Genomic DNA, 25,469 nt, shown 5'->3' on the forward strand with positions numbered 1-25,469 from the left:
TCAGGTTTCCGGCGCGGCCTGGCGGGCGCGTCGCACGAGTTGAAGCAGCGTCGCGGCCGGCCGACGGTTGGCCTTTGCGCACCTGCTGCACCGAAGCCGGCCGGCCAGATCATGGACAAAGGTCGTCGGCGGGTGGGGTAGGGCCGCGAGGTCGACCTCCCGCCGGGTCTTGCAGCGGGAGCATTCGATCTCAAGCCAAGGATAGCCGCCGTCCACTGCCTGGTCGATTGTGGGCGACGGATCGATCGGGCCTCCGTCGGCCCACATTTTTTCGTTCCAGGACTCGCAACTCAGTTTGTCGGCCCGACGGATCAGCGCTTCCCCCTTTGCCCGTGCCTCGGCCGACTGCGTGGCGAGGATCGTCGTCATCGCACGCGCCTTCTCCAGCTCTTTGCGGTCGCCACCGGACAGAGGAGAGGGGTGGTGCTTCGGCGCCATCCGCACGACATCCAGTTTTCTTTTGCTCCAGCGGTGCGCCGGCGATTACCCGACCGAGGGCCAGCAGCCGTCTTCCTCGAGCCGTCCGGTGCGTTCCTGACAGGTGGCGTCGAGCAGCGGCTGCGCGACCGTCTTCCAGAGTGCCTGGGGGCCGTACAGCCTGACGGCGTCCGCCTTCTGGATCTCGACGGTACGGCCGCAGCGCCTGCATTCAACCCGCAGCAGGTGCCGAGCGATTTGATCCAGTCGCTGCAGTCGATCGGCCGAGCCTCGCGGTTTGGCGCCGACCTGGGGGTCGCTTAGGACCGCATCCCACCATTCGACCGGCATCGGATCGCCCGGGCCCGACGAGGCCGACGTAGGCTGCTCGCCGACATCGGGGAGGGCGTGAGCCCATCTTTCCGTTTGCGCTCGGGTCGGCATGCGCCAGCTCGCGGGGTGATTGGTCATCGGCAGATACAGAACATAACAAGAACAGTCGGTCTAGTCGAAATGGTTCTTGGTACCCCGGAGACTCGCAACTGGCGTGAACAGTACCAGAACAGACGGCTGTTCTACGAATGCCCAAAAGTTTAGCGATTTCATACATATAGTGGATTTAAGGAATGTTGGTGGCACATCTTGTGTACGGGAACTGTCACCATATGTAGAGTTTTGGGGTGTCCGTAGCTCGGCGGTTGCCGGGCTGCCGACAATAATTCTGGCTAGTTTGCAATGGGTTGGTCATGGTTTTCGAGAAAAGAGATTTCATCGAGGTGAGCAGCGAGAGCGGCTGCCGCCTTGTTACGGGGGCAGTCGGTGGACAACTCCGCGGCTGACACCTTCGAAGCTCACGCAGAACTCGAACCAGCTGCGAGTTCCGGACGTATCGGTCTTGCGCTGTCCGGCGGCGGAATCCGCGCCGCCGTGTTCCACCTCGGTGTGCTGCGACAGCTGGCGAGCCGTGATCTGCTGGAGAAGGTCTCGGCGCTCTCCACCGTGTCCGGGGGCAGCCTGGTCGCCGCGGCGATCTTCTCCCAGACCGGCATGAAGTGGCCGTCCTCGGCCGAATATCTGGGGTCGGTCTATCCCGAGCTCCGACGGCGGATCACCGCGGCCGACCTTCTCAGCGTCAGATCGATAGGGTGGGCGGGACTGGCCGAGTTCAGGCTCGACCTCGTCCGCCGCCGGGCGGCGGTCCTGGCGACCATGCTCGAGCGCGTATGGGGGGTCTCAGGACGTCTCGCCGAACTTCCGGACGCGCCGGAGTGGTTGATCAACGCGACCTGCATCGACACCGGCAAGAACTGGCGCTTCTCCAAGCGCGAGATGGGCGACTGGACCTTCGGCCGGCACTACGCTCCCAACGTGCCGATCTCGGTCGCCGTCGCCGCCTCGGCCGCGGTGCCGTACGCGATCGGCGCGATGCCGCTGGCGCTGCCAGCCGCCGGCTGGTGGGAAACCGATCCGGCGACCCGCGGACAGATGCGTCCAAAGACGCCGCCGGCGACGTCGGTGCTGCTCTGGGACGGTGGTGCCTACGACAACATGGGGCTCGAGGCGCTGACCAAGCTGGGGCGGGGCCTGCGCTCGTGCGACTTCCTGATCTGCAGCGACGCATCCGGCCCGCTGCGGCCTCCCGGCGGCTCCCATATGGCAACCCTGCTGCGCGGGGGCTTGTCCAGCCCCAGGCTGTTCGACGTCGCCGGCGACCAGATCCGCGCGCTGCGCAGCCGGATGCTGATCGCGGACATCGCGAACGGCACGGTCGACGGAGTGCTGGTCCGCATGGGCAATTCCGTCCGTGCCGTCGACGTCAAGAGCGGTACGACCCGGACGCCGTCCTTCTACGACGCCTTCCAGACCGACGAACAGGCAGAGCTGGCGCTCCGCCATCCTACCGACCTCAGGGCACCGTCGGAGGGCCAGTTCGACTTGCTCGCACGCCATGGATTCGAGATCGCCGACGCCACGCTGACGACGCACGTGCCGGACCGGTTTCCGCAATCGTCGCCATGGGGGGATCCCGCATGAGAAGCATCCGCACGCGCTTTCGCGCCTACTACCTCGGCACGTCCGGCTCTTCCTTTTCTTATTTCGCCGACGGCCGCTTCACGATGATCGAAGGGAGGCTCACCGCCGATAGCCGCCCCTCAGTCGAGCGCGAGATGGAGATCTGCGGCGTCGAGGAGGCGGCCAGCCTTCACATCACCAGTTGGGATTCCGATCACTGCAACAAGTACGAACTGTCGGACCTTCTGAATCTCACCCGTCCGCGGCTCATCGAGTGCCCGGGCTACAATCCCCTCAAGGACTACGGTCATGGCGAGGATTGTCTGGCGATGATCGCGGAATACCGGTCCAGACGACGCAACACCGGTTTCGTGCCGACGATCCGGCACATCACGCCCACCTACATCCAGGGGCTGAACCACGCTTCTGCGCTGGCGTTCAACGACATGTTCTACAATCCGTACCACATCGTGCAGAACGCCAACGACAACTCGACTGTCAAACTGTTCCGCGGCGGCAGCTTCAACGTCCTAAGCCTGGGCGACGTCGAGGATTCCCTCATCAGCGCCAGGCTGCGCCGATGCCGGATCCTGAAGAGCGAGACCGACGTAATGATCTTGGCGCACCACGGCGCCGACAACGGTTTCACCACCAAGAATTTCCTGAGACACGTCGATCCGACCGTGGCGATCTGCTCGTCGAACTACGACAACATGTACGATCATCCGCGGCAGGAAATCCGCGATCTCCTCTTCGAGGAGGACATCGACCTCAAGACGACCAAGACAGGCGACGTGATCATCCAGTCCATCGGCGATCACACCGGCGCCTATGAGGTCGTCAATCTGAAGGCCAAATCGACCGAGATCTCATCCAGAGTCTCGTTCGTCTCGAAGAAAGCCCACATCCTCGATGCGAACGCGGACAGCTTGCGCCAACGGTACGGTGTCCGTCGGCGCTATCCGCGCTAGGTAGGGAGCTTTCGATGAAACGGCTCGCGATCTTCCTGGACGGCACGTTCAACACGCTCAACAACAACACGAACGTCTGGCGGTTGAAGTCGCTGACGACAGAGACCGCCGACCAGCGCGTCTACTACTCGCAGGGCGTCGGCACGATCCGAGGCGAGGTGGTCCGCGGCGGGGTCGCCGGATACGGCATCGACGACGAGATCATCCGCGCCTACACGTGGCTGATCGAGAACTTCGACGACGGCGACGAGATTTTCATCTTCGGATTCAGCCGCGGCGCGTACACGGCGCGGTCGCTATCTGGACTGATCAGCAAGTGCGGGATCCTGCGGCTCGGTGCGCCGCTGTCGATCGAGCAACTCTACGCGCGGTACCGTCTCTACGTCGCGCCGACCATCAGGTCGCTGCTCGGAAAGCCGCTGGCGCAAGACGCGTCGCTCGAGGAACGGTGGCTGACGAAGTATTCGAGCCCGACCAAGATCAAGTTCGTCGGCGTCTGGGACACCGTAGGGGCGATGGGCATCCCGCTCAGCAGCGCCGAGGCCAAGGTCCACAAGTACCGCTTCCTCGACACGCATCTTCGCCTAGACAACGAGTATGCGTTTCACGCGCTGGCACTCGACGAGCACCGAGCGGACTTCGAGGCGACCTTCTGGACGCGGACTGTCAAGACCGGAGAGGCGGGCGCGCCCGAACGCCCAATCGAGCACGTGGAGCAGCGTTGGTTCGTCGGCTGTCACGCGAACGTCGGCGGCGGTTACGCCAGCGACCCGCTGTCGCAGCGCCCCCTGGTCTGGCTGATGGAGAAGGCCGGCGCGCTGGGCCTCGCCTATCGGAACGCGGTCGAGATCGACGCGACGGAAAAAGCCCCGGCCATCAACGATTCCTACAGCGAGTTCGGAAAGGGATTCTACCACTTCTTCTCGAAACGATTCTTCCGGTCCGTCGGCATCGCGCCGGAGACGGGAACGGCGGCGACGACGTCGCGCATCAACGAGACCATCGACGGTTCAGTGTTCGACCGCTGGCGCAACGACGCGACCTACCGTCCGAAGAACCTGGTCGCGTGGGCGAAGGCGAAAGAGATCGATCCAGGCAAGCTCGTCGGGGCCGTCAAAGCGGCGGATCCCAAAGTGGGTGTGATGTGACGCTCGACATCCTCAGGCTAGGCGTCACCAAGGATCTGCTTCGCTCGATGGCGAAGGAGGAACGCGCGCTCTTCCTCGCGCTCGGCCACGCGTCGAACCAGGTGAACGCACTCTGGAAGCTGGTGATCGTCCTGACCAACGGAGACGCCGAAGATCCCGTGAAGCAGCGGCTCCAAGGCGCGCAGACCCAGGTGTTCGTGCGGCTCACGATCGGCTCGATGTGGGAGGCCTGGCGCCTGGTGGAGGACCGATTTCTCAAGCGGCCGCTGGGCAGGGAATTCCTGCCGCTGTTGGACGGACCGGCCGCTGAGGCGCTGGACCGGCTCAAAAAGCGGTTCGGCAAGGGGAGCAGTCTCTCGACGATCCGCAACAACTTCGCCTTCCACCATCCCGCGATCGACGATGTCGACGCGGCCTTCGAGAAAGCGGCCGGCGAGGCCGACGGCGAGGAGGCAGACTGGGCCGTCTACTTCAACACCGCGCTGCTCAATACCTTCTTTTTCGTCTCAGACTACGTGGTCGTCCACGGTATGGCGGCGGCGCTGGGCGAGCCCGACGTCAACGAGGCCCACCGCAAGCTGCTCGGCGAGATGGCACCGGTCGCGAACGACCTGTCGGAGTTCGCATTCGGTTTCGCTGCCGCGATCTTCAAGCGGCACGTTGGCTCCGAATTGACGATGACGGTGGTGGCGAAGATCGCCGATGCGCCGGACATCGAGGGCATCCGCTATCCGTTCTTCGTCGAGACGCCGGGTCTGCGTAACGCCTGACGTCGTGTTCGTCCGGTGGTCCAAAGGTCTCGGAGAAGGGGGCGACACTGGCTGCATAAGTTTGGTCAGTCCGGCCTCTGCCGTGACGGCGGTACGTTTCCGCCGACCGCGCCGCCACGCCCGGCGCGATTCCGGCCGAGGTCGGCGCGGCGGCGGACTCTTCTTGACGCCGTCGAGCAAAGTCTCCGTCGCCTGGGATTGAACTCGGTAACGTAACGAACGCGAAGCTCAGTGTTTGCGTCAGTGACAAATTCCGATCGCAAGGGATCAGAACTGCAGTGCACGAGAAACGCCGTTGGCTGGAAGGGTCAATTGCTTCAACGGGGCCAGTGACAAATTCAAGCGGGCGCCAGTGTCAAAATCAAACGCGGACGACACCAGAAAACAGGCGAGCGTCCTCCTGATGACCTGAATTCGCATAAGGTTCGTTACGCGAAAAGTGTGGCGCTCGTGCCTGTTCTAAAAGGTACTCTTCGGCAGGAAACGCACCTGACTCTTTGATTTAGTGTGCCAAGTCATTGAAATTGCATAAAATGCGAACGCCCTCCGAGCGCATCATAAACCCACCAAGGTCCTGTCGATGGACAAGGCGCAGAAGGGCTTCCGCGTTGGCCCTGGCTACTCGGGACCCTGCTTGCTCTCAAACAAGATCCGCTCCGCCGCGCCCTCAAGATCGTCATACTGGCCGTTCTTGAGCGTCCACATGAACGAAGCCAGACCCGCCAGGCCGAGGCCGATCGCGATCGGTACGAGGAAGAAGAAATCGATCATTCGAGCGCCCCCAGGACCGCAGGCTTTGTTGCCGGTTGGAGTACGTTGCCAGGTGCATGCCTCGGCCGGCTATGAAGCCTGAGAGCATTGGCGACGACCGTCACGGACGAAAGCGACATGGCGATCGCGGCGAGCAGCGGGGTGACCCAGCCGAAGACGGCGAGGGGGATCGCCACGACGTTGTAAGTGATCGCGAGCAGGAAGTTCTGCCGAATCAGCGCGCGAGCCGTTTGCGATAGTGCGATGGCCTGCGGAACGGCCTCAAGGTTATCGCGCAAGAAGACGAGATCAGCGGCGTTGCGTCCAATGTCCGACGCTGAGGCCGGGGCCATCGACACATCAGCCGTACGCAGCGCGGCTGCGTCGTTCAATCCATCACCGATCATCAGGACCTTGTTACCAGCTTGCTTCAACGCGGAGATGTGTCTGATCTTGTCTGCCGGGGTGGCGCCGGCTACCCACGTCAACTCGAGCTCCTGCGCAATGTCGCGAACGCGCGCTTCCGTGTCGCCGGACAGAATTTCCACGAACGCGTGCGATCGTCTGACGTCTGCGACGGCCTCGCGCGCTCCCGCCCGCAGGGTGTCATCGAAATGGAAATGGGTTGACGCGATGCCGTTGATCGACAGCGTCACGGCCGCGTCGTCATCATTCGGGGTGAGCTCGTCGAACACGGCCCAATCAGGGCGGCCCAGACGGTAGATGTTGCCGTCGGCCCGCGCTTCGACACCTTTGCTGGGAAATTCGGATACCGTATCGAAGGCGGGGTGCGATCCAACCGGCCGGAAGTTTGCTAGCGCTTGGGAATAGGGGTGGCGCGAGTGCGTCGCGAGCGCGCTAGCCAGACCGATCGAATCAGCATCGGTGCTGCCCCTCGCGGTCAGGCGCGACTGACCGGCGGTCAGCGTGCCGGTCTTGTCGAAGATGACGACGTTGACTTCGGCAAGTCGTTCCAGCGCACTCCCGTCCTTGATCATGATGCCTTTCTCGAATAGCCGACGGGCGGTGACGACGTGGACCATCGGAACGGCGAGGCCAAGCGCGCAGGGGCAGGTGACGATCAGAACAGCGATCGCGATGGTGATGGCACGGTGCGCATCGCCGGTCGCGAGCATCCATCCGAGGAAGCTGAGGAATGCGACCGAATGAACCAGCGGGGCGTAGAGCCGCGCGGCGCGGTCAGCGATCCGGCGATAGGTTGATCGGCCGGCGTCGGCTGCATCCATCATCCGCCGCATGTCGGCGAGGAACGATTGCTCCGCCGTGGCGGTCGCAACGATCGTCAAGGGACCGGTCAGGTTGAGAATACCAGCCTGGATCTCTGCGCCCTCGACCGCGGGCTGCGGCGCGCTCTCGCCGGACACCAGCGAATAGTCGAGTTCGGACTGTCCCCTGAGAATGCGCGCGTTGACCGGGACACGGTCGCCGGCGGCCAGCAGGATCGACATGCCCGGCTCGATCTCGTCAACCGGTAGATACGTTTGGCTGCCGTCGGATCGCAGGACGAGCGCACCGCGCGCCGCGAGCCGCGCCAGCCCATCCACGGCCTGCCGCGCGCGCTCGCGCATGACGTGGTCCAGCGTGCGGCCGATCAGCAGAAAGAACAGCAGCGATACCGCCGCATCGAAATACGCGTAGGGAGCGTGATGAATGGTCTCGTAGAGGCTCATGAAGAAGGTGAGCAGGACCCCGATCGTGATCGGGACGTCCATGTTGGTCCGCCCGTGCCTCAAGCCATGCCAGGCCGAGCGGAAGAAAATCCGGCCGGAATAGGCAAGGGTCGGAAGCGCGATGCACGCTGACATCCAGTGGAAGAGGTCGCGCGTCCCGGTTTCCGCGCCGGCCCAGACCGAAACCGACAGCAGCATGATGTTGCTGGACGCAAAGCCTGCAACCGCCAAGGCGCGCAGCAACTGGACCGGCACCACGTCTTTTGCGCCAGTGTCGATATCGTGGACGTGGGACGGATAGCCGATCGATCTTAGTGTCCCCAGGAGCGGAGGTGGCCTGTCGCCACGCCAGAGCACCTTGACGCGCCGGGTCGAGAGACTGGCCCTGACTTCGCCTACGCCATCGAGTGGACGAAGCGTCGCCTCGATCCGCTGCAGGCAGCCGCCGCAATGGATGCCGGGCACTGACAGGTCGGTCTGACGCAGCCCGTCGTGGACCGGCCGGCTGGCAAGCAGGACCTCGTCGTCCTCGGCCTTGGCTTGGTAAAGGTAGACGTCCGCGCCCGACGCACAACAGCTCATGGATCAGCTCCGCAGCTTTCGCGCGATCACTCCGTGTCCGGCTGCACAGCCCGATAGGCGTGCCATGTGGCGTGGCCGAGCAGGGGGTAGGTCACGATCAGTCCGATCATGCCGGTTGCAAGGCTTGCCAGGAAAAGACCGAGCACGATCGCAGCCCAGACCATCAGGACCCGCAGATTGTTCCAGACCAGCGCCATGCTGGAGCCCATCGCCGTCAGGGCGTCGGTACGTTGGTCGAGCAGCATCGGAATCGAAAATGCGCTGATCGCAAAGGAGAACGCCGCGAACAGGCCGCCGACCAGGGTGCCGACAATGAGCATTGCCCATCCCGTGACGGTCGTGAACAGCATTGGTGCGATGCGATCGAGGCCGGGAAACGCCACCATGCCAAAGAACAGGGCGTAGATCAGCACGGCCGCCCGGATCCAGACGATCATCAGTAGGCAGAGCAATACGCCGGTGAACAGGATCTGGCCGCCGGAGCGCGGCCTGACGAAGAAGAGGTTCCGCCAGCTGACCGGCAGGCCTTGCTCGATCCGCCGGCTTTTCTCGTACAGCCCGACGGCTAGGATCGGGCCGATCACCATGAAGCCGGCGAACACCGGAAACAGGATGTAGTCACGCTTGAGCGCGATCAGGCCCGACACCAGCCCGAGGGAGATCGCGAGGATCAGCAGGCCATAGGCAAGGCTCATCGGCATCTGCGTGCGAAAATCGCTCCAGCCCTGCGCCAGCCAGTCGAACGGATCGGCCATCGTCAGCGGGCGGGCCCACTTGTTGGCCGTCTGGAGCGGAGGTGCGACCGAAGGGAGCATCGTCATCGCTCGTTTCCTCGTGCAGATGGGCGGATGGCTGACGGCGTGCAGGACGACCCGGCGGCGCGGTATTGGCCCGACGCTTCGCCGGTTTCGTCCTGGCGGAGATGATCGACGCAGGGCGGCTGCGAGGTCGACGCGAGATAAAGCAGGTGGGCGTTGGCCGCGAGCACAGCAACCACCCCGCACACGATCAGGATCCAGAGTGCGACGGGTGCTCTGCAGCTCTTTCGTCGTGCGAAGGCAAGCTCGGTCATGGACTCGGTATCCTCTTGTCGAGGATGTAGAGCGTCAGAATTTTGCGATCGAGCTGCGACAGCCTACTCTCCCAGGTCGGCATGTGACCCTGGCGGCCGCCCCACACGGTGGTGTCGATGGTTTCGAAGTCGCCGCCATAGATCCAGAAGCGGTCGGTCAAGTTGGGAGCTCCCAACTCAGGATTGCCCTTTGCATCAGCTCCATGGCAGGCCACGCAGTTGGCCGCGAAAATCGCCTTGCCGGCCTCGATCTTCGCAGGGTCGATGTCCGCCGGGCGCGGATGCGACAGCGAGTAGATGTAACTCGCGACCTTGATGACGTCCTGGCGGGGCAGTATCTGGTCGCGGCCGAATGCCGGCATCTGCGAGACGTGCGTGTCGGGATGCGTGGAATTGACGCCAACGCGAATGGTGTTGAAAATCTCCTCCGGCTTGCCGCCCCAGATCCATGAGTTCGTCGTCAGGTCCGGGAAGCCAGGCCCGCCCTTGGCATCGGCGCCATGGCACGCCGCGCAGTTGTTGCCGAACAGGGTGTGGCCGGTCTCGCGCACGGTCGTCATCAACCGCGGGTCGGCCTGGATCGCCGCGAAGCCCTCGGTCTCGATGCGTTTGGTCCAGGTGCTGCGTTCGAGCGCGGCATCCTGCAACGAGGTTGTCACGAGCCTGCGTTGGTCGATGCCGAGCAGGCCCTTGGTATAGGTCACGCCAAGCGGCCAGGCCGGCATCAAAATCCAGTAGCCGACCGAGAAGAGGAAGGCCAAGGTCAGGAAGAAATAGAGCACGCGCGGGACCGGCGTGTTCAATTCCTTCAGGCCGCTCCATTCATGGCCGGTGGTGAGGTAGCCGGTGTAGCCGTCGCGATCGGGTTGCTCTACCGCCATGGTCCTGCCTCGTCGCGAAGGATCGATCGGGCGGCCTCATCGAACCGCTTCTTGTTCGATGGTCTCATCGCGTGAAGCACGACCGCAACTGACAGCACGACCAGGTAGAACAGGCCAAACGACTTCGAGAAGCCGACCAGGAACGCGTGCTCGACAATCATTGGCGGGCCTCCGCCGTTGCTAGCGATTTGTGTGCGGCGTCGGTAAGACGCCCCAGGACCTGGAGATAGGCGACCAGCGCATCCATCTCGGTCAGCTTGCTGGGCAACCCGTCGAAGGCCCGCATCGTGGTTGCCTTGCCGTAGCGCTTGGTGACGCCGTCTGCCTGCGGAGAATCCGGATTGGACTGGGCGTAGGCGTCCATTGCTGCATTGGCGATCATGTCGTTGGTATAGGGTACGCCAACCCTGCGTTGGGCCTTGAGGTGAAGGTCAAGATCATCGGTCCGCAACTCTGTCGCAAGCAGCCATCCGTACGCCGGCATCACTGACACTGGCACCACGTCGCGCGGATTGTTCAGGTGAGCGACGTGCCACTGGTCCGAATACTTCTCGCCGATCCGGGCGAGGTCGGGACCGGTGCGCTTCGACCCCCATAGCATCGGATGGTCGTATTTGGACTCGACGGCCAGCGAGTAGGGACCGTAGCGATCGACGTCATCGCGCAAGGTGCGGATCATCTGCGAATGACAGGCGTAGCAGCCCTCGCGGATGTAGATGTTGCGACCGGCGAGTTCGAGTGGCGTATAGACCCGCATGCCGGGAGCGTCCTCGACGGTCTGGTGAATCGTGAACAGCGGCGCGATCTCGACCAAACCGCCGACGCTCGCCGCCGCGATGATCCCGATCGTCAGGCCGATGGCTTTGCGTTCGAGTCGGTAGTGGAAGCCGAACAACGACATGACCGTCACTCCGCTGCGGCGTGGAGCGCGCCGGCCAGGGCAGGTTGGGGAAGATCGCTGGCATGTTCTGAGGTCACGCCGGGGACAGTGATGGTCTTCCAAATGTTGTAGGCGCCAAGGCAGCCGCCGATCAGGAACAGCAATCCGCCCACGGCACGCGCGATGTAGTAGGGATGCATGGCGACCAGCGTGTCGACGAACGAGTAGGCGAGCGTCCCGCTGTCGGTGTAGGTCCGCCACATCAGCCCCTGGATGATGCCGGAATTCCACATTGCAAAGATGTAGATGACGGTGCCGGACAGTGCGAGCCAGAAGTGGGCCTCGACGAGCTTCGTCGAATACATCCGCTCGCGTTTCCACAGCCAGGGCACGCAAGCGTAGATCGATCCGAAGGTGATCATGGCAACCCAGCCAAGGGCGCCGACATGCACATGACCGACGGTCCAGTCGGTGTAGTGCGATAGCGAGTTCACCGAGCGGATCGCCATGAATGATCCCTCGAATGTCGCCAGCCCGTAGAACACGCCGGCCACCATCATGAAGCGCAATGTGGCGTCGTCACGGACCTTGTCCCAGGCGCCATTCAGCGTCAGCAGCACGTTGCCGGCAGACGCCCAGGACGGGATCAGGAGCATCAGCGAGAACGTCATGCCGAGCGTCTGCACCCATTGCGGCAGCGCTGTGTAGTGCAGGTGATGCGACCCGGCCCACATGTAGAAGAAGGTGATGCCCCAGAAGCTGATGATCGACATCCGGTAGGAATAGATCGGCCGTCCGGCGCGCATCGGCAGAAAGTAGTACATCATGCCGAGGAAGCCAGCGGTCAGGAAGAACGCCACCGCGTTGTGCCCGTACCACCACTGGGTCATCGCATCCTGCACGCCGGAGAAGGCCGAATAGCTCTTGGCGTGGCCGAGCGAGACTGGAACGGCGAGGTTGTTGACGATGTGCAGGATCGCCACCACCAGGATGAACGCCATGTAGTACCAGTTCGAAACGTAGATATGGGGTTCCTTGCGCCGCGCCAGCGTGCGCAGATAGAGGATGAAATATGTGACCCAGACCACGACCAGCCAGATGTCGGTGTACCATTCCGGCTCGGCGTATTCCTTCGACTGGGTGATGCCCATCAGGTAGCCGGTCACGGCGAGCAGGCAGAAGAGGTTGTAGCCGAACAGCACGAACCACGGGCTGACCTGGTCGGGCAGGCGCGCGCGGGACGTTCGCTGCAGCACGTAGAACGACGTCGCGATCAGTGCATTGCCGCCAAATCCGAATATCACGGACGTGGTGTGGACCGGCCGCAGCCGTCCGAAGCTCGACCATCCGGTGCCAAAGGTCAGGTCAGGGTTGACGAGCTGCCAAGCGACCCAGTCGCCGACACCGAGCCCGACGACTGCCCACATCATCGAGATGACAATTCCGACCTTGCTCGGATCATCGTAATAGTGCTTCAGGCGATCGTCGGAGGGAGGCGGCGCATAGTAGCTGCCGCCGATGCGGAAGATCATGAGGATGCTCACGACGAAGATCAGGGCGCCATGAGCGCCCATCGGATCGTCGCGGCCGGCCAACATCATCAGGAAGCCGAGCAGGGCGACGGCGGCGCTGATCAGGATCGCGTGCTGCCGCTCTATCAGGGTCAATTGGGCGATCATGCGATTGTCCCGGCCTGGTGGGTCAAAGATGTGGATCGAAGTGTGGCCCAGGGCGCACGCGGCCCTCGCGAAGCCCGTTGTCGATTCAAGAACGTCCTTGCTGTATTATCGGGCGTGTGGGAGGTGGGCTATGCGCGTTGCTCTCGCGCGATCGTTCTGCTGCCGACGGGATGCATCGGATGCTGTCGAGAATGTCGACGACAAGATCAATTCCGTTGCGCGGTCCAGTAGCCCGAGCATTGCGCGGTACCGGAATGGCCTCGCCATGTGCCTCGGCCCGAGCTGCTCGAGAGGCGACCTGTGCCCGAGGCATATTTCTCGTGGACGGTGACCGACGCGCGGACCGCGCCTGATTTACCGACATACCCTCTGAATTTCACCAGGTTGGGATGGGTCACGATGCCATTGGAAACGTTGACCGTGAAATTATAGGATGCGTCGCAGCCGCCGGCTTGGGTGACAAAGACGAGGTCCCACCAACCATCGTAGGCGGATCGGGCATGGACCGGGGCAGCCAGGCTGATCACAAAGCAAGTCGCTGCGGCTCCAAGCCAGGCCGGTCTCATGGCAATGTCTCCTGATCATCGGACATACTCCTGCCAGATCGACGGGGTCGGCACGGAGCACATCGCTCACTTCACGCGGTCGAAGCGAAGATCTGATCTTGCTGACCCGCAAAGGGCTTGTTCAAATTTGCTTCAATCCGCGCTCTGGCGGATTTTGAAGGCTGTCAAGGTTGACCGACAGAGGGAGCATGCATATCGCGCTACGAGCCACGTCCTTTCCAGCGGCCTTGATGCAGTGCTAGGCTGGTGATTGCAGGGAGAGCCTGCTCCCTGTTTCATACCGAACGGGAGAACGACATGCCTGAGAGCGTCTACAAGGTCATTGAACTGATCGGCACCAGCAGCGACTCCTGGGAGAAGGCCGCAGCCAACGCGGTCGAGCAAGCCGCCAAGTCTCTCCGGGATCTTCGTGTCGCGGAGGTCGTGAAGCTCGACATGCAATTGGACGACAAGGGCAAGGTCGAAGCCTTTCGCGCCAAGTTGAACGTGTCGTTCAAGTTCGAGGGCACTTGAGTTTTTACTCAACCTCGCCTCGCTCGCGGGGCGAGGTCGGCCTTGCAGCGCGGCGCCCGGCGATCACCCTGCCGCAGGTATTCACTCGTGTTGCGCGGCCGGGCGGTCCCGCTCGCGTGCCGGGGCGCGTTCCGGCAGGATCGTGAGCCGATATGCAATCAGCTTAGTACCTACAGCGTAACGAGCCTGGCCGTGAAGGAAGCCGCGCGCCGCTACAGCCCGGCTGAGGTAGTAGCAGTAAGCCGTGAGGTAGAGAGCGGCACGCCGGGCCATATCTCGACCAGCTATGTCGAGCGCCAGAACCTCACGCTGCGGATGACGCAGAAGCGCTTTGCGCGCCTCACCAACGGCTTTTCAAAGAAGCTGGATCACCACTCCGCAGCCGTCAGCCTGTACGTGGCGCACTACAATCTCTGCCGCGTACACGAAGCTCTGCGCACCACGCCAGCGGTCGCACTTGGCGTTGCCGAGCGGGTCTGGACGATCGGGGATTTATTGGACGCCGTGCTGCCGCTGGAGCCGAACCGGCCGGTCGTCCGAGTAACGCGCAACTTCACGGTAATTGACGGCGGCGAAGGATTAGGCCCTCCCCCAAAGGTTGTAGTTGAAAACTCAACTTATGATGGGTACCAATACTCGGATTCAACCAAAAGACATTGGAGGAAATTAAATGTCTAAGGTTCCTGCCTATCATACGGATTCGCCCGAATATCCGCCGTCTCACCGCAATGTCTATCATGACCATGACAACTGCCAGACCGGGAAGCAGATCAAGCCGCAGCACAGGAAGTCCGGAACGGCTAATCGTCCGCGCTGTGATGATTGCAAGAAGCTCGGCTAGGCCGGAGTTCGCCCAGTTTTCTTTCTTCTAAAATAGGCATCCGCGATAGCCTTTTGCCGCCTAAAGATGCGTGGTTGCCTTTACGCTAAAAGTCATCGACCAGATCGGGCCTTCGATCTCTCCGTCAACGACGTGCCACACGCGGCGCAGCTCTGAGACAGGGAGACCGAAGGCCAAGGCAACGGCCACAGCGCGCGGTCCCTCCGCCTTCCCTCCCAGAAAATCAATCGTTGGCTCTAGATAGGCATCCCGGGGCCACCCTGACATGACTGGCAGGTCTCGACTCCCTGCGATCTGAGAACTGCAACATAATGCTCGATACCAATATCGAGACCGCAGCCGCTTACGATGCGCTCTAGTCCAGCCAAAGAGCCGATAGTGAGAAGGCTGCGCAGATCAGAATTTTTGTCTGCCAATTTCTCTGTCCTAAATTGACAGAGTGCGTGTCCTAACTAGGACAGCATCTGGTTTCGGGTTGAACGAGGCAAATGCGTTCTAGGCGCGACAACCCCATACAAGAGCGATCGGCTGGTCCGCCGTATTCTGTTTTGGATGATGCCAGGCGGCTTCAGCAAACGAGATCGTCAGGTAGACCGATGAGTACCGTTTTAAGCGAGGATCCTTCGCAGGCGAACGGCTCGCCGGCTATCGGTCTGCAAGGCGGGCGCAAGCGCATCGTGATCGTTGGCGGTGGATTTGCCGGGATCGCGGCTGCGCGCGCGTTGAAGACAATCGACGCCGAAATCATCCTGATCGACCGGCGCAACCACCATATCTTTCAACCGCTGCTCTATCAGGTTGCGACGGCTGTCCTGGCCCCGTCCGAGATCGCAACGCCGATCCGTCAGCTCGAGGCCACGCAGCAAAATCTCAGCGTGGTGCTGGCTGAGGTCACCGGGATTAGTCTAAGCGCGCGAACCGTCGAGGCCATTCACCCAGGACTTGGAATCCGCAAGATCGGCTTTGACTATCTCGTTGTGGCCGCGGGGATGCGCCCGAGCTATTTCGGGCATGATGAGTTCGCTCTGCACGCGCCGGGCCTCAAGAGTCTCAACGAGGCCGAGACGATCCGGAGCAAGATCCTCAGTGCCTTCGAGTTGGCTGAGGCCACCGAGGATGGGGCCGAACGTGCCCGCCAGATGACATTCGTGCTGGTTGGCGCTGGTCCAACCGGCGTCGAGCTGGCGGCGTCGATCGCGCATATGGTGTCGATCACGCTCCGTAACAATTTTCGCAGCATCGATCCCGCGCAAAGCCGGATCGTCCTGGTCGACGGTGGCGATCGCATTCTGCCAACCTTCGCCGAATCCCTGTCCGGGAAGGTCGCGAGGCGGCTTGCTAGGCTCGGTGTCGAAGTCAGGACCGGCCTCAAGGTCGATAAGGTCGACGAGCAGGGCGTGGTCGCCGGCGGCGAGCGGATCGCCAGCGCGACTGTGCTGTGGACCGCCGGCGTGGCGGCTTCGCCGGTTGTCAGAATGCTCAATACCAGGACGGACCGGGCAGGGCGCGCCCTGGTTGGTCCCTACATGGAAATCGCGGAGGCCGGCGACGTATTCGTGGCCGGCGACGCCGTTTCAATGACCCAGGACGATCGTCCTGTACCCGGGGTCGCGCAGGCGGCAATCCAGCAGGGACGGTTCGTCGGGCGCCTGATTGCCAACCGCGTCAAGGGGCGTCAAGACGGCCGGCCCTTCCGCTTCCGGAGCAAGGGGAGCATGGCCGTGGTCGGCAAGAATTATGCGATCCTGGAAGCCGGCCATCTGCGCACCAGCGGCTTTGCGACCTGGGTCATATGGGCCGTCCTCCATGTGCTCGCGTTACCCCAGCTTCAGAACCGCTTCCGGGTGCAGACGCAATGGCTCTGGTCGTATCTGACCGGCCAACGCAGCTCGCGGCTGATTGCGGAAGCGCCTCGCATCATCGATCCCATCAAACAGAAGCCGTCACCATGAGCGCCTCATCTGCTGCATTGAAAACCATGCGCTGGACTGTTCTGGCCGCCGCTCTGCTTGGCTTGGGTACGTTCTTGTGGTTTGCAACACGGCCGCCGCCGCTGACCGTTCAGGGCGAGGTCTCGGCGAGCCGGGTCGACGTCAGCCCGCGCGTCAATGGCCGGGTGGCAGAATTGCGTCTTGACGTCGGTGACACGGTTGACCGCGGCGTGCTCCTTGCGCAGTTGGATAGCCCTCAGCTCAAAGCCGCTCTCATCTCCGCGCGCGCGCAGCTCGCGGTCGCCAAGGCCGATTTCGATCGCGTCTATAGCACGCGCCCCGAGAACATCGCGGCCCACAAGGCCGACCTTGCGGCTGCCGACGCTGATGTGGTCCTCGCCAAGGAGGTGTTTGACCGGCAAACCAGCCTGATCAGCTCTGGGTCGACCCCGCAGCAGCGCGTGGATGAGGCGACCCGCAATCTGGAAACAGCAACCCGCAAGCGCGAGGCTGCAAAAGCCGCACTTGATCTCGCAATCAAAGGCGCAAGTGACGAGGAAAAGACGCTGGCAGGAGCGCAGGTCAAGCAGGCCGAAGCCAACCTGAACCAGCGTGAGGTCGATGTCGCCGAACTTACGCTGCGCTCGCCGATCTCGGGACAGATCACCAGCCGCGTTGCCGAGCTCGGCGAGAACTTCAGCGCCGGTGCGCCGATCTTCTCGCTGATCGATATGGGCGATCTCTGGTTTACCTTCAATCTCCGCGAGGATCTGCTGGCTGGGTTGAAAATCGACGATAAGTTCGAGGTGACGGTCCCAGCTTTGAAATCCCAGGTCATTCCCGTGCGCGTGACAATGATCAATGTCCAAGGCCAATACGCGACCTGGCGTGCGACGCGCGCGACAGGTGATTTTGATCTGCGAACCTTCGAGGTGCGCGCAAAGCCTTTGCAACCGCCCGACGGATTGCGGCCCGGCATGAGCGCCATCGCAGCCTGGTCGGCACGGGAGCGTTGATATGCAGCGTCGCGATCGCCAGCATCCGGGATTTTCGCTGGTGTTCTGGCGTGAGCTGTTCTGGCTACGCCGACGTCCGTTGTTGTTGATGCTCACCGCAGTCGTCCCGCTCGGCCTGATGCTGTTGCTGACGGCGATCCTTAGCGCGGGGCTCGCGACGCGGCTTCCGATCGCGGTGCTCGACCTCGATGGCTCCGAGCTTTCTCGTTCAGTCATTCGCGCCGTGGATGCCACGCCTGACACCGCCGCGGTGCTCCATGTCGCCGAATTGTCTGAGGGGAGGCATCTCATTGTCGCGCGGAAGATCCGCGGGCTGTTGATGCTGCCGCGCAACCTCGAGCGCGACGTGTTTGCCGGACGTCGCCCGGAAGTCGTCTTCTTCTACAACACGCAGACGTTTACGGTCGGCAACCTCGTGCTGCGTGGTGCGAATGCAGCGATCCCGACGGTCGCCGCCGGGATCCGCATCTCGTTGCGAACCGCAGAAGGACAACCGGTCGAGGAGGCGCAGGCTGCGATCACGCCGATCCCCCTGCAAACCCATGCGCTGTTCAATTCGACCCTGAATTACGTCCACTTCCTGCTCGCCGCGTTGTTGCCGGCGGTGTTGCAGACCGTCGTGGTGACGACCATGGCCTATGCCGTCGGGCTCGACGTCGAGACGCGTCATCGCTTCACCGTGTTGCGGCGGCTGGGTGGGGGGGGGTGCCGGCGATGTTCGGCAAGATGCTCCCATACACGATACTGTTCTTATCGATGCTCGGTGTTGCCGATGCTGTATTGTTCAGGCTCCTGGAGCTTCCGCTTCGAGGCAATCCAGCACTGCTCGTGCTCGCCGGCGCCCTCTTCGTGCTGTCCTGCCAGTTCATCGGCGCGCTTTTGGCGCTGCTGCTCCGGCAGGTGGCGGTCGCGGTCAGCATTGCGACGTTGTTGACTGCGCCGGCATTCGGATTCATGGGCATCGGCTTTCCACGGCTCGGCATGAACGATTTTGCCTATGGCTATGGCGAGCTCTTGCCCGGCACCTGGTATCTGATGAGCCGCATCGACCAGACTATCCGGGGGACACCGTTCGACCTGTCGTGGAAGCCGATCCTGACGCTGATTGGCTTCGTGGCGCTGCTGGTGGTCGTCACCGCACTCAGAGTCAGGCAGATGCGGGGCTCCAATGGAGGCGGCACGCCGTGACGACGGTGCTTGGCGTCTTTCGCAACGAGCTCGGCAGGGTGTTCGCGCTGCGCCCGGTGGCGTCGGTCATGGTGATCGCCGCTGCGGTCTACGCGTTATTCTACCCGCAGCCCTACCTGAATGAGGCCCTACGCAAGGTTCCAATCGCCGTGGTCGACCAGGACCGCAGCCAGACCAGTCGAGAGCTGGCTAGGCTCATCGACGCGACGCCAGACGTGGCGGTGGCCGAGGTAGCGCCGGATATGCCGACGGCGCAGCGCGAGGTCTACACAAGATCAATCTTCGGAATCCTGCTGATCCCGCAGCATTTCGAGCGCGACCTGCTGCACGGCCGCGCTTCGCCGATTGCACTTTATGCCGACGCCAGCTACTTCCTGATGTATCAACGGATGAACGGCGCTGTGACTGCGGTGTCGCGTACGATGGGGACGAACTTCGAGGTCTCGCGTCTGGTTGGGCTCGGTGTCGATCTTCCGGTGGCCGAGGCGGCTACGGATCCGATGCCGTTCATTCCGGTGCCCCTGTTCAATCCGCAAGGCGGATACGCGACCTACATCCTGCCGGCCGCCTTCGTCCTGATTTTGCAGCAAACGTTGCTGATCGGCGTCGGCCTGCTCGGGACGTTGCCGGGGGCAATCGTCGGGCCGGCCGGCGCGGCGCGGCGGCGCTTCAGCGACATGGCACTCGAGTCCATTGTGATCGTCGCCGGCAAGCTGCTTGCTTACCTCACGGTCGAGTCACTGATTGTCTCGACTTATCTGATCGGCCTGCCATACCTCTATGGCATTCCACGCCTCGGGTCAGTTACGACTATTCTTGCCTTTGCGTTGCCGTTTACGCTCGCGGTCGGCGCGCTGGGTCTCCTCGTGGCTGCGGTTCTCCGCAAGCCGCTGGCCGTCCAGCTTGTCTTCGCCGCCATCGGATTACCGTTCTTCTTCCTCGCGGGCTTTGCCTGGCCGGTGGAGGCCATGCCCACAGCTGTCAAATGGCTGGCGAAGCTGCTGCCGAGCACGCTTGCGATTGATGGCCTCGTCGATGTGGCCCAGCTCGGTGCCAGCCTCTCTGACGTTCGCAGCGAGTTCCTCGGGCTGTGGCTGCTGGTGGCAGCGTACGCAGGCATTGCCGTGATCGTCGAGTTCAACAAGCGCCGGCTTGCGGCCTATCCCGGTTCTGACCAACCCGTCCGCGCTCAAGAGGTCTTGTGATGGACGCGTCAATCATCTCGGCCCTTGCCGCTCTGACCGGCACTGCCGTCGGCGGAATGACCAGCCTTATTGCCAATCTGCTCAGCCAGCGCGTCCAGCTTCGCGCGCAATGGCTGTCGCATGAGAAAAACCGGCGGCAAAACCTTTACCGGGACTTCATCGAGGAGGCGTCGAAGTGCCACATCGACTCGCTCCAGCATGACGAGGCCGACATACCGAGCCTGGTCAGTCTTTACGCCAAGCTCAACCGGATGCGGGTGCTTTCGAGCGAACCGGTCGTCAACTGTGCCGACCACATCGCCAGGAAGATTCTCGATACCTATCTCGAGCCGGACAAGAGTTTTACCGAGCTGCGGGAAATGGCCGCCAATGGCACAATCGACCTTTTGCGCGAGTTCTCCACTGCATGCCGTGTGGAGTTCGAGGCCCTCGACGCGGCAAACCGAAGATTTTGAGTGTCGGAACCCGTGGCTCAGGGAGGGGACAAAGGGGGGCTGCCACCCACTGTCACATTCCGGCCAGCCGCGCATCAACCGTAGCTGACCGGCGCAGCGTTTCGCTCACCGGGCATTTTTCCGAGATCTGCAGGAGGCGCAGCTTTTGCTCGTCGGTCAGTTCTCCTTCGAGGCGGATGGTCCGGGTGAAGTAGTCGAGCTCGCCGGCGTCATTGATCGACGGCAGGATGAAATGCTGCAGTTCGACGGTCGTGCGGCTGAGCGGCATTTTGTGACGCTCGGCGTAGGCCCGGATGGCGATGGCGGTGCAGGCGCCAAGCGCGGCCATGATGAGCTCATAGGGAGACGGCCGGTCGTCACCGCCGCCGGTTTCCGCCGGTTCGTCGGCGCGAAGTCGATGGCGGCCGATCGTGATCTCTTGTCCATGCAGGCCGTTTCCGCTTTCCCTGACCGTGACCAGTTGCGTCGTCATATCGGCCTCGCCTGTTCTGGAGCGTTGCCCCTAGGCTGCGGAGTGTTTTTGCTCCTTGGCGCGTGGCACGGCGCCGCTGACCAGCAGACCCTCGATCCGGCTGTCGTCGTAGCCGAGCTGTTTCAGGATCTCGGCATTGTGTTCACCGAGCTCTGGGGCGCGGCGAGCCGGGACCTTGGTCACGCCATGGACGTTCAGGGGGCTGCTGACCGTGAACGTCAGATTGCCGCCTGCGCCAGCGAGCGGAACGACAATGTCGTTCTCCTGCAGTTGTGGGTCCTTGACCACCTCGTGGGGGGCGCGGACCACGCCGAAGGTGATGTGGTTGTGATCGAAGACGTCGTGCCAGTGCGACATCGGCTGCGCTCTGAAGACCTCGTCGAGGATCGCGGTGAGCTGAGTTGCGTTGGCCACCAGCTTGGCTGCGTCCGAGAAGCGGGCATCCGACAACAGGTCTGGGCGGCCGATCCCAGTCGCAAAGGCCGGCCAGCGATCCGGGGTCAGGACGATCAGGAACCAGGTCTCGTCGGAGGCCTGGTAAACGTTGAAGATCGCGTTCGGCGGGCTCTTCCGATCGTGCAGCGGATAGAATTGGGCGTCGCAGAGGGCCGCTTGCACCGAAACGCCACAAGCCCAGACGCCCGACGCGAGCAGCGACGTCGTCACATAAGAACCTTGGCCAGTCCGCTCGCGCCGATACAGCGCGGTCACGATGGCCGAATACAGGCTTACGGCCGTCGCATGGTCGCCGCTGCCGGAGACCGGCAAGGTCGGCGGCGCCCCAGCGTCGCGCGTGAGGGATAGAAGGCCACTTCGTGCCCAATAGGCAGTGATATCGAATCCGGGCAAGTCAGCGTCGGGACCCCTGTCGCCGTAGCCGGTGATATCCGCATAGATCAGGCGCGGATTCCAGGCGCTGACGTCCTCGTAGTTCAGCTTCAGTCGTTTGCGTGCCGGGTGCGGTGTGTTGACGATCAGGACATCGGCCCATTTGACGAGCCGTTCGAGGATCTCGGCAGCATGCGGGGACTTCAGGTCGAGCGTCAGGCTCCGCTTGTTGCGATTGTTGAGATGCCAGGGATAATTGTCCTTGGCGCGGGGCTGTGGAGGAATTTTGTATCCGATCCGCCAAGTGTCGCCACTCGGCGGCTCGACCTTGATGACGTCGGCCCCGAAGTCGGAGAGGATGACGGCGGCTCCAGGGCCGGCAATGAAGCTCGCGAGATCCACGACCTTCAGGCCGGAAAAGATGTTATCGGTGGACATTACCGTCTCCTCAGCGTTGCAGTTGATGCGCGATGGAAAGATGTTCGGCATAGCCGCCCAACCGGTCGAGCAGGCGCGTAATCCAGTCGAGCAGCCGGCCCTGAACGTCGCGTCGGTTGATCTCGTTGAGCATCTCGTGGCGGCCGCCGGCGTAGAAATCGAAAGCCAGGTCGCGCAGGCCGGCGGCCTGGTAGCGCTCGATCAATAACTTCACGCCAGCCAGGTGCTGGCCGACCGGATCCTCGCTACCGGAGAACAGGTAGACCGGCAGGCCGCGACGCACCTTCGACAGCGCGAGGGGATCGGCGAGCCGCCCCGCCGAACCGAGAAACGAGGCGAGTGAATCCGGTTGCAGCGCTGCAAAGCAGAGGGGATCCTTGATAAAGGCATCCACGACGGCATCATCGCGACTCAACCAGTCGAATGGGGTTCGCGCCGGCTCGAAGGCGGCATTGAGCAGGTTCGCGCCTGGCGGTGCGGCGCTTGCCAGACGCGCCAATCCATCAAGGGCGCCGGATCCGGACAGGATCAGGCCATCGATCTCGTGGCTATGGTCGATCACGTAACGCTGGGCGGCGAAGGAGCCCATGCTGTGGCCGAGCAGAAGCAGGGGGATGTCGGGATTTTCATCGCGGATGAGTTCGGTGAGGCGCAGCATGTCGGCAACCAGCAGCTCGAAGCCGCCGTCGCCGAAGTCACCGAGATGCTCGGGGGAGCGTGCCGAAAGCCCATGTCCGCGGTGATCATTGCCGTAGACGGTGAGCCCTGCCGACATCATCAGATCGATGATTTCGGTGTAGCGCCGCAGATGCTCGCCCATGCCGTGGGCGATCTGGATCACACCGCGGGTCGGACCGCGGCTGTCCCAGCGAGCGCATCCGATGCACAGGCCGTCGGCGCTGGTCAGGTGAAATTCGGCGTCGGGAAGCGGCAGTGTGCTTGGCATGGCCATGATCGGATGTCCCGGGTTGGTGCCTCAGCGCCCGTGGAATTGCGGTGCTCTTTTCTCGAGGAATGCGGAAGTGCCTTCCTTCTTGTCCTCAGTTGCCGCGCAAATGCCGAAGTAGGAGGCTTCCAGCGCGAACCCCTCGACCTGGCTGGTGTCGAGACCCTTGTTCGCTGCTTCCAGCGAGAACTTCACGGCGATCGGCGCGTTGGCCGAAATCTGCCTCAGGATCGCCTCCGCCCGCGCGATCAAGTTCGCTGCGGGAACGACCTCGTTGACCAATCCGATGCGGTAGGCCTCCTGCGCCGAAATCGTCTCGCCGGTCAGGATGAGCTGGAGCGCGCGGCCCTTGCCGACCAGCCGCGGCAGGCGCTGCGTGCCGCCGCCGCCCGGCAGCAAGCCAAGCTTGACTTCCGGTTGACCGAACTTGGCATGCTCGGCGGCGATCCGGATCGTGCAGGCCATCGCTGTCTCGCACCCCCCGCCGAGCGCAAAGCCGTTGATCGCCGCGATCACCGGCTTGCCGAGATTCTCGATAAGGCTCAGGACCTCCTGGCCGAAGCGGCTCGATTCCTCCGCCTCATAAGCGTCGGCGTGGGCGAGCTCGCCGATATCGGCGCCGGCGATGAATGCCTTGTCGCCTGCGCCCGTGAGGATCGCGCCGTGCACTGCGCGGTCCTCCTTCGCATCGAGGAACGCCTTCCGCAGATCGATCCAGGTTGGCGTGTCGAGCGCGTTGAGGACTTTCGGCCGATTGAGTGTTACGTAGGCGATGCCGCTTTTCTTCTCGTAAAGGACGTTGTCCAGCGCCAGCTGGTCTGCCATGGCGGTCTCCGCTTTCGAAAAGGGGCGGGCGGATCAGTCTCTCGCCCGTACTGATTGGTCAGATGAAGGCGCTGATGCCGGTGATCGCCTTGCCGACGATGAGGTTCTGCATCTGGTAGGTGCCCTCATAGGAGTAGAGCGCCTCGACATCGGCAAAGAACTTGCCGACATGGTGGTCGGCGACGATGCCATTGCCGCCGAGCAGCTCACGCCCCCAGGCGACGGTCTCGCGCGCCTTCGCCGTGCAGAATGCCTTGGCGAGCGCGGCATGGTGGTCGCTCAGCTTGCCCTCGTCGTCGAGCTGCGCCAGGCGCAGCATCATGCATTGGCACGCCGTGAGATTGCCCAACATCTTGGCCAGTAGGTCCTGCACCAGCTGGAACGAGGCGATCGGCTTGCCGAACTGCTGCCGGCTCTGAGTGTAGGCGAGGGTATTCTCGAATGCGCCCATCTGGGCGCCGGTCGAGGCCCATCCGACCATGTAGCGGGTCATCCGCAGCACGCGGGCGGTGTCGCGAAAGGAGTTGCCACCCTGTAGTCGATTGGCTTCCGGGATGCGGACGTCCTTCAACGTGATCTGTCCGTTCTGCACCACTTTCAGCGCCATTTTGTGCTCGATCTTCTCGACGCTGAAGCCCGGCGTGGTCTTGTTCTCGACGATGAAGCCCTTGACCTGGTTGTCAGCGAGGTCGCGCGCCCAGATGATGGAGAGATCGCACCAGGGCGCGTTGCCGATCCAGCGCTTCTGGCCGTTCAGGATCCAGGAATCGCCGTCGCGCTTGGCGGTCGTGGTCAAGCCGCCGCTGGCACCGGAGCCGATCAGGGGCTCGGTCAAACCGAAGCATCCGATCTTCTCGAAGCGCGCCATCTGCGGCAGCCATTTCTGCTTCTGCTCCTCGGAGCCGTCGAGATAGATCGAGCCCATCGCAAGGCCGCTATGGACGCCGAAGAAGGTGCAGATCGATGGATCGACCCGCGCCAGCTCCATTGCAACATAGCCGAACTGCTTCTGGCTGCCGCCGGCGCACCCATATCCTTCATAGCCGAGGCCGCCGATGCCGAGTTCCTTGAACGACGGCAGCAGCTCGAACGGGAAGGCGTCATCGGACCAGTATTTGCTGATGATCGGCTTGACCCTGGTCTCCATATAGACCCGGACCTTCTTCACCAGCGCGATTTCATCGGGGTTCAGCAGTTCGACGAGCTGGTAGAAGTCGCCATTCGGCGCCGGCAGCGCCTTGGGTGCGTCGGATTTGTGGGCTGCAGCGGCGGTGACCATGTTGGGATCTCCTTGGCACGACGTTTGGAGCGGAAGCGCTGAGCGCAGCGGATGCTTCGTTCGGTCTCGCGATCGAATGTGCCGGGCCTGACGCTGCCGCGCTTGAAGCCGC

27 protein-coding genes and 1 pseudogene are annotated in these 25,469 nt (G+C 62.8%); 12 read left to right on the plus strand and 16 right to left on the minus strand.

Features of this window, described 5'->3' with window-relative positions; all coding sequences use genetic code 11:
* The gene (locus tag QDT69_RS28510) at nt 1-438 is read right to left on the minus strand and encodes a hypothetical protein (RefSeq protein ID WP_279709788.1); all 438 of its coding nucleotides are present in this window, start codon (nt 436-438) and stop codon (nt 1-3) included.
* Nucleotides 439-483: 45 nt separating this feature from the next.
* Nucleotides 484-768 (minus strand): hypothetical protein, encoded by a 285-nt coding sequence (locus QDT69_RS28515; RefSeq protein WP_347952066.1) that lies wholly within the window; start codon nt 766-768, stop codon nt 484-486.
* Between the two features lie 468 nt (nt 769-1,236).
* Between QDT69_RS28515 and QDT69_RS28520 the strand changes: the two genes are divergently transcribed.
* The 4 genes from QDT69_RS28520 to QDT69_RS28535 are packed head-to-tail and all read left to right on the plus strand — an operon-like array spanning nt 1,237 to nt 5,319.
* The gene (locus QDT69_RS28520; protein ID WP_279709790.1) at nt 1,237-2,451 is read left to right on the plus strand and encodes a patatin-like phospholipase family protein; all 1,215 of its coding nucleotides are present in this window, start codon (nt 1,237-1,239) and stop codon (nt 2,449-2,451) included.
* On the plus strand, nt 2,448-3,401 hold the full coding sequence (locus tag QDT69_RS28525; protein ID WP_279709791.1) for a hypothetical protein: 954 nt from the start codon (nt 2,448-2,450) through the stop codon (nt 3,399-3,401). The genes QDT69_RS28520 and QDT69_RS28525 overlap by 4 nt, the downstream gene beginning before the upstream one ends.
* A 14-nt stretch (nt 3,402-3,415) precedes the next feature.
* Entirely contained in the window at nt 3,416-4,549 is a 1,134-nt protein-coding gene (locus QDT69_RS28530) for a DUF2235 domain-containing protein (protein WP_279709792.1), read from the plus strand.
* Nucleotides 4,546-5,319 carry a hypothetical protein gene (locus tag QDT69_RS28535; protein WP_279709793.1) on the plus strand — a complete coding sequence of 258 codons (774 nt, stop codon included), beginning with the start codon at nt 4,546-4,548 and terminating at the stop codon, nt 5,317-5,319. Before QDT69_RS28530 ends, QDT69_RS28535 begins: the two co-directional genes overlap by 4 nt.
* 618 nt (nt 5,320-5,937) lie before the next feature.
* Here the strand turns inward: QDT69_RS28535 and ccoS are convergent.
* The 9 genes from ccoS to QDT69_RS28580 all read right to left on the minus strand — a co-directional run bounded on the left by ccoS (nt 5,938) and on the right by QDT69_RS28580 (nt 13,420).
* A complete protein-coding gene (gene ccoS, locus QDT69_RS28540; protein ID WP_163153824.1) occupies nt 5,938-6,090 on the minus strand; it encodes a cbb3-type cytochrome oxidase assembly protein CcoS in 153 nt (50 codons plus the stop codon).
* A complete protein-coding gene (locus QDT69_RS28545; protein ID WP_279709794.1) occupies nt 6,087-8,342 on the minus strand; it encodes a heavy metal translocating P-type ATPase in 2,256 nt (751 codons plus the stop codon). Before QDT69_RS28545 ends, ccoS begins: the two co-directional genes overlap by 4 nt.
* A gap of 26 nt (nt 8,343-8,368) precedes the next feature.
* Nucleotides 8,369-9,163 carry a DUF2189 domain-containing protein gene (locus QDT69_RS28550; RefSeq protein ID WP_279709795.1) on the minus strand — a complete coding sequence of 265 codons (795 nt, stop codon included), beginning with the start codon at nt 9,161-9,163 and terminating at the stop codon, nt 8,369-8,371.
* Nucleotides 9,160-9,414, minus strand: a complete 255-nt coding sequence (locus tag QDT69_RS28555) for a hypothetical protein (protein ID WP_279709796.1) — start codon at nt 9,412-9,414, stop codon at nt 9,160-9,162. Before QDT69_RS28555 ends, QDT69_RS28550 begins: the two co-directional genes overlap by 4 nt.
* Nucleotides 9,411-10,295, minus strand: coding sequence for a cytochrome-c oxidase, cbb3-type subunit III (gene ccoP, locus QDT69_RS28560; protein ID WP_279709797.1), 885 nt, complete (start codon nt 10,293-10,295; stop codon nt 9,411-9,413). The genes QDT69_RS28555 and ccoP overlap by 4 nt, the downstream gene beginning before the upstream one ends.
* Entirely contained in the window at nt 10,286-10,456 is a 171-nt protein-coding gene (locus QDT69_RS28565) for a cbb3-type cytochrome c oxidase subunit 3 (protein WP_279709798.1), read from the minus strand. The genes ccoP and QDT69_RS28565 overlap by 10 nt, the downstream gene beginning before the upstream one ends.
* On the minus strand, nt 10,453-11,196 hold the full coding sequence (ccoO, locus tag QDT69_RS28570; protein ID WP_279709799.1) for a cytochrome-c oxidase, cbb3-type subunit II: 744 nt from the start codon (nt 11,194-11,196) through the stop codon (nt 10,453-10,455). Before ccoO ends, QDT69_RS28565 begins: the two co-directional genes overlap by 4 nt.
* Before the next feature lie 5 nt (nt 11,197-11,201).
* A complete protein-coding gene (gene ccoN, locus QDT69_RS28575) occupies nt 11,202-12,854 on the minus strand; it encodes a cytochrome-c oxidase, cbb3-type subunit I (protein ID WP_279709801.1) in 1,653 nt (550 codons plus the stop codon).
* A 206-nt stretch (nt 12,855-13,060) separates the two neighbouring features.
* Nucleotides 13,061-13,420, minus strand: a complete 360-nt coding sequence (locus tag QDT69_RS28580) for a hypothetical protein (protein WP_279709802.1) — start codon at nt 13,418-13,420, stop codon at nt 13,061-13,063.
* 297 nt (nt 13,421-13,717) lie between these two features.
* On the opposite strand from QDT69_RS28580, the gene QDT69_RS28585 reads away from it, so the two are divergent.
* The 8 genes and pseudogenes from QDT69_RS28585 (at nt 13,718) to QDT69_RS28620 (ending at nt 20,569) form a co-directional block, all read left to right on the plus strand.
* Nucleotides 13,718-13,933, plus strand: coding sequence for a dodecin domain-containing protein (locus QDT69_RS28585; protein WP_279709803.1), 216 nt, complete (start codon nt 13,718-13,720; stop codon nt 13,931-13,933).
* Nucleotides 13,934-14,125: 192 nt separating this feature from the next.
* Nucleotides 14,126-14,611, plus strand: a complete 486-nt coding sequence (locus QDT69_RS28590) for a hypothetical protein (protein ID WP_279709804.1) — start codon at nt 14,126-14,128, stop codon at nt 14,609-14,611.
* A gap of 711 nt (nt 14,612-15,322) precedes the next feature.
* Nucleotides 15,323-16,726, plus strand: coding sequence for an NAD(P)/FAD-dependent oxidoreductase (locus QDT69_RS28595; RefSeq protein WP_279709805.1), 1,404 nt, complete (start codon nt 15,323-15,325; stop codon nt 16,724-16,726).
* A 26-nt stretch (nt 16,727-16,752) separates the two neighbouring features.
* Nucleotides 16,753-17,721 (plus strand): efflux RND transporter periplasmic adaptor subunit, encoded by a 969-nt coding sequence (locus QDT69_RS28600; protein WP_347952068.1) that lies wholly within the window; start codon nt 16,753-16,755, stop codon nt 17,719-17,721.
* A 118-nt stretch (nt 17,722-17,839) separates the two neighbouring features.
* A pseudogene (locus QDT69_RS28605) lies at nt 17,840-18,307 on the plus strand (ABC transporter permease); the annotation flags it as partial.
* 140 nt (nt 18,308-18,447) lie between these two features.
* Nucleotides 18,448-18,909: a hypothetical protein gene (locus tag QDT69_RS28610; protein WP_279709877.1), complete on the plus strand. Its 462-nt coding sequence runs from the start codon at nt 18,448-18,450 to the stop codon at nt 18,907-18,909.
* Nucleotides 18,906-20,114 carry an ABC transporter permease gene (locus QDT69_RS28615; RefSeq protein WP_279709807.1) on the plus strand — a complete coding sequence of 403 codons (1,209 nt, stop codon included), beginning with the start codon at nt 18,906-18,908 and terminating at the stop codon, nt 20,112-20,114. The genes QDT69_RS28610 and QDT69_RS28615 overlap by 4 nt, the downstream gene beginning before the upstream one ends.
* On the plus strand, nt 20,114-20,569 hold the full coding sequence (locus tag QDT69_RS28620; RefSeq protein ID WP_279709808.1) for a hypothetical protein: 456 nt from the start codon (nt 20,114-20,116) through the stop codon (nt 20,567-20,569). Before QDT69_RS28615 ends, QDT69_RS28620 begins: the two co-directional genes overlap by 1 nt.
* Nucleotides 20,570-20,621: 52 nt before the next feature.
* On the opposite strand, the gene QDT69_RS28625 is transcribed toward QDT69_RS28620, so the two are convergent.
* From QDT69_RS28625 to QDT69_RS28645, 5 genes are read right to left on the minus strand one after another with little or no spacing between them, the layout of a single operon-like run.
* A complete protein-coding gene (locus tag QDT69_RS28625) occupies nt 20,622-21,041 on the minus strand; it encodes an OsmC family protein (RefSeq protein ID WP_279709809.1) in 420 nt (139 codons plus the stop codon).
* 30 nt (nt 21,042-21,071) lie between these two features.
* Nucleotides 21,072-22,358 carry a CoA transferase gene (locus QDT69_RS28630; protein ID WP_279709810.1) on the minus strand — a complete coding sequence of 429 codons (1,287 nt, stop codon included), beginning with the start codon at nt 22,356-22,358 and terminating at the stop codon, nt 21,072-21,074.
* The gene (locus QDT69_RS28635; protein WP_279709811.1) at nt 22,318-23,259 is read right to left on the minus strand and encodes an alpha/beta hydrolase; all 942 of its coding nucleotides are present in this window, start codon (nt 23,257-23,259) and stop codon (nt 22,318-22,320) included. The genes QDT69_RS28630 and QDT69_RS28635 overlap by 41 nt, the downstream gene beginning before the upstream one ends.
* Before the next feature lie 24 nt (nt 23,260-23,283).
* On the minus strand, nt 23,284-24,078 hold the full coding sequence (locus tag QDT69_RS28640) for an enoyl-CoA hydratase-related protein (RefSeq protein ID WP_279709812.1): 795 nt from the start codon (nt 24,076-24,078) through the stop codon (nt 23,284-23,286).
* A 58-nt stretch (nt 24,079-24,136) separates the two neighbouring features.
* Complete coding sequence (locus QDT69_RS28645) at nt 24,137-25,357, minus strand: acyl-CoA dehydrogenase family protein (protein ID WP_279709813.1); 1,221 nt, start codon at nt 25,355-25,357, stop codon at nt 24,137-24,139.
* Nucleotides 25,358-25,469: the final 112 nt, after the last annotated feature.

Source organism: Bradyrhizobium sp. CER78 (genome assembly GCF_029846235.1).
GTDB lineage: Bacteria > Pseudomonadota > Alphaproteobacteria > Rhizobiales > Xanthobacteraceae > Bradyrhizobium.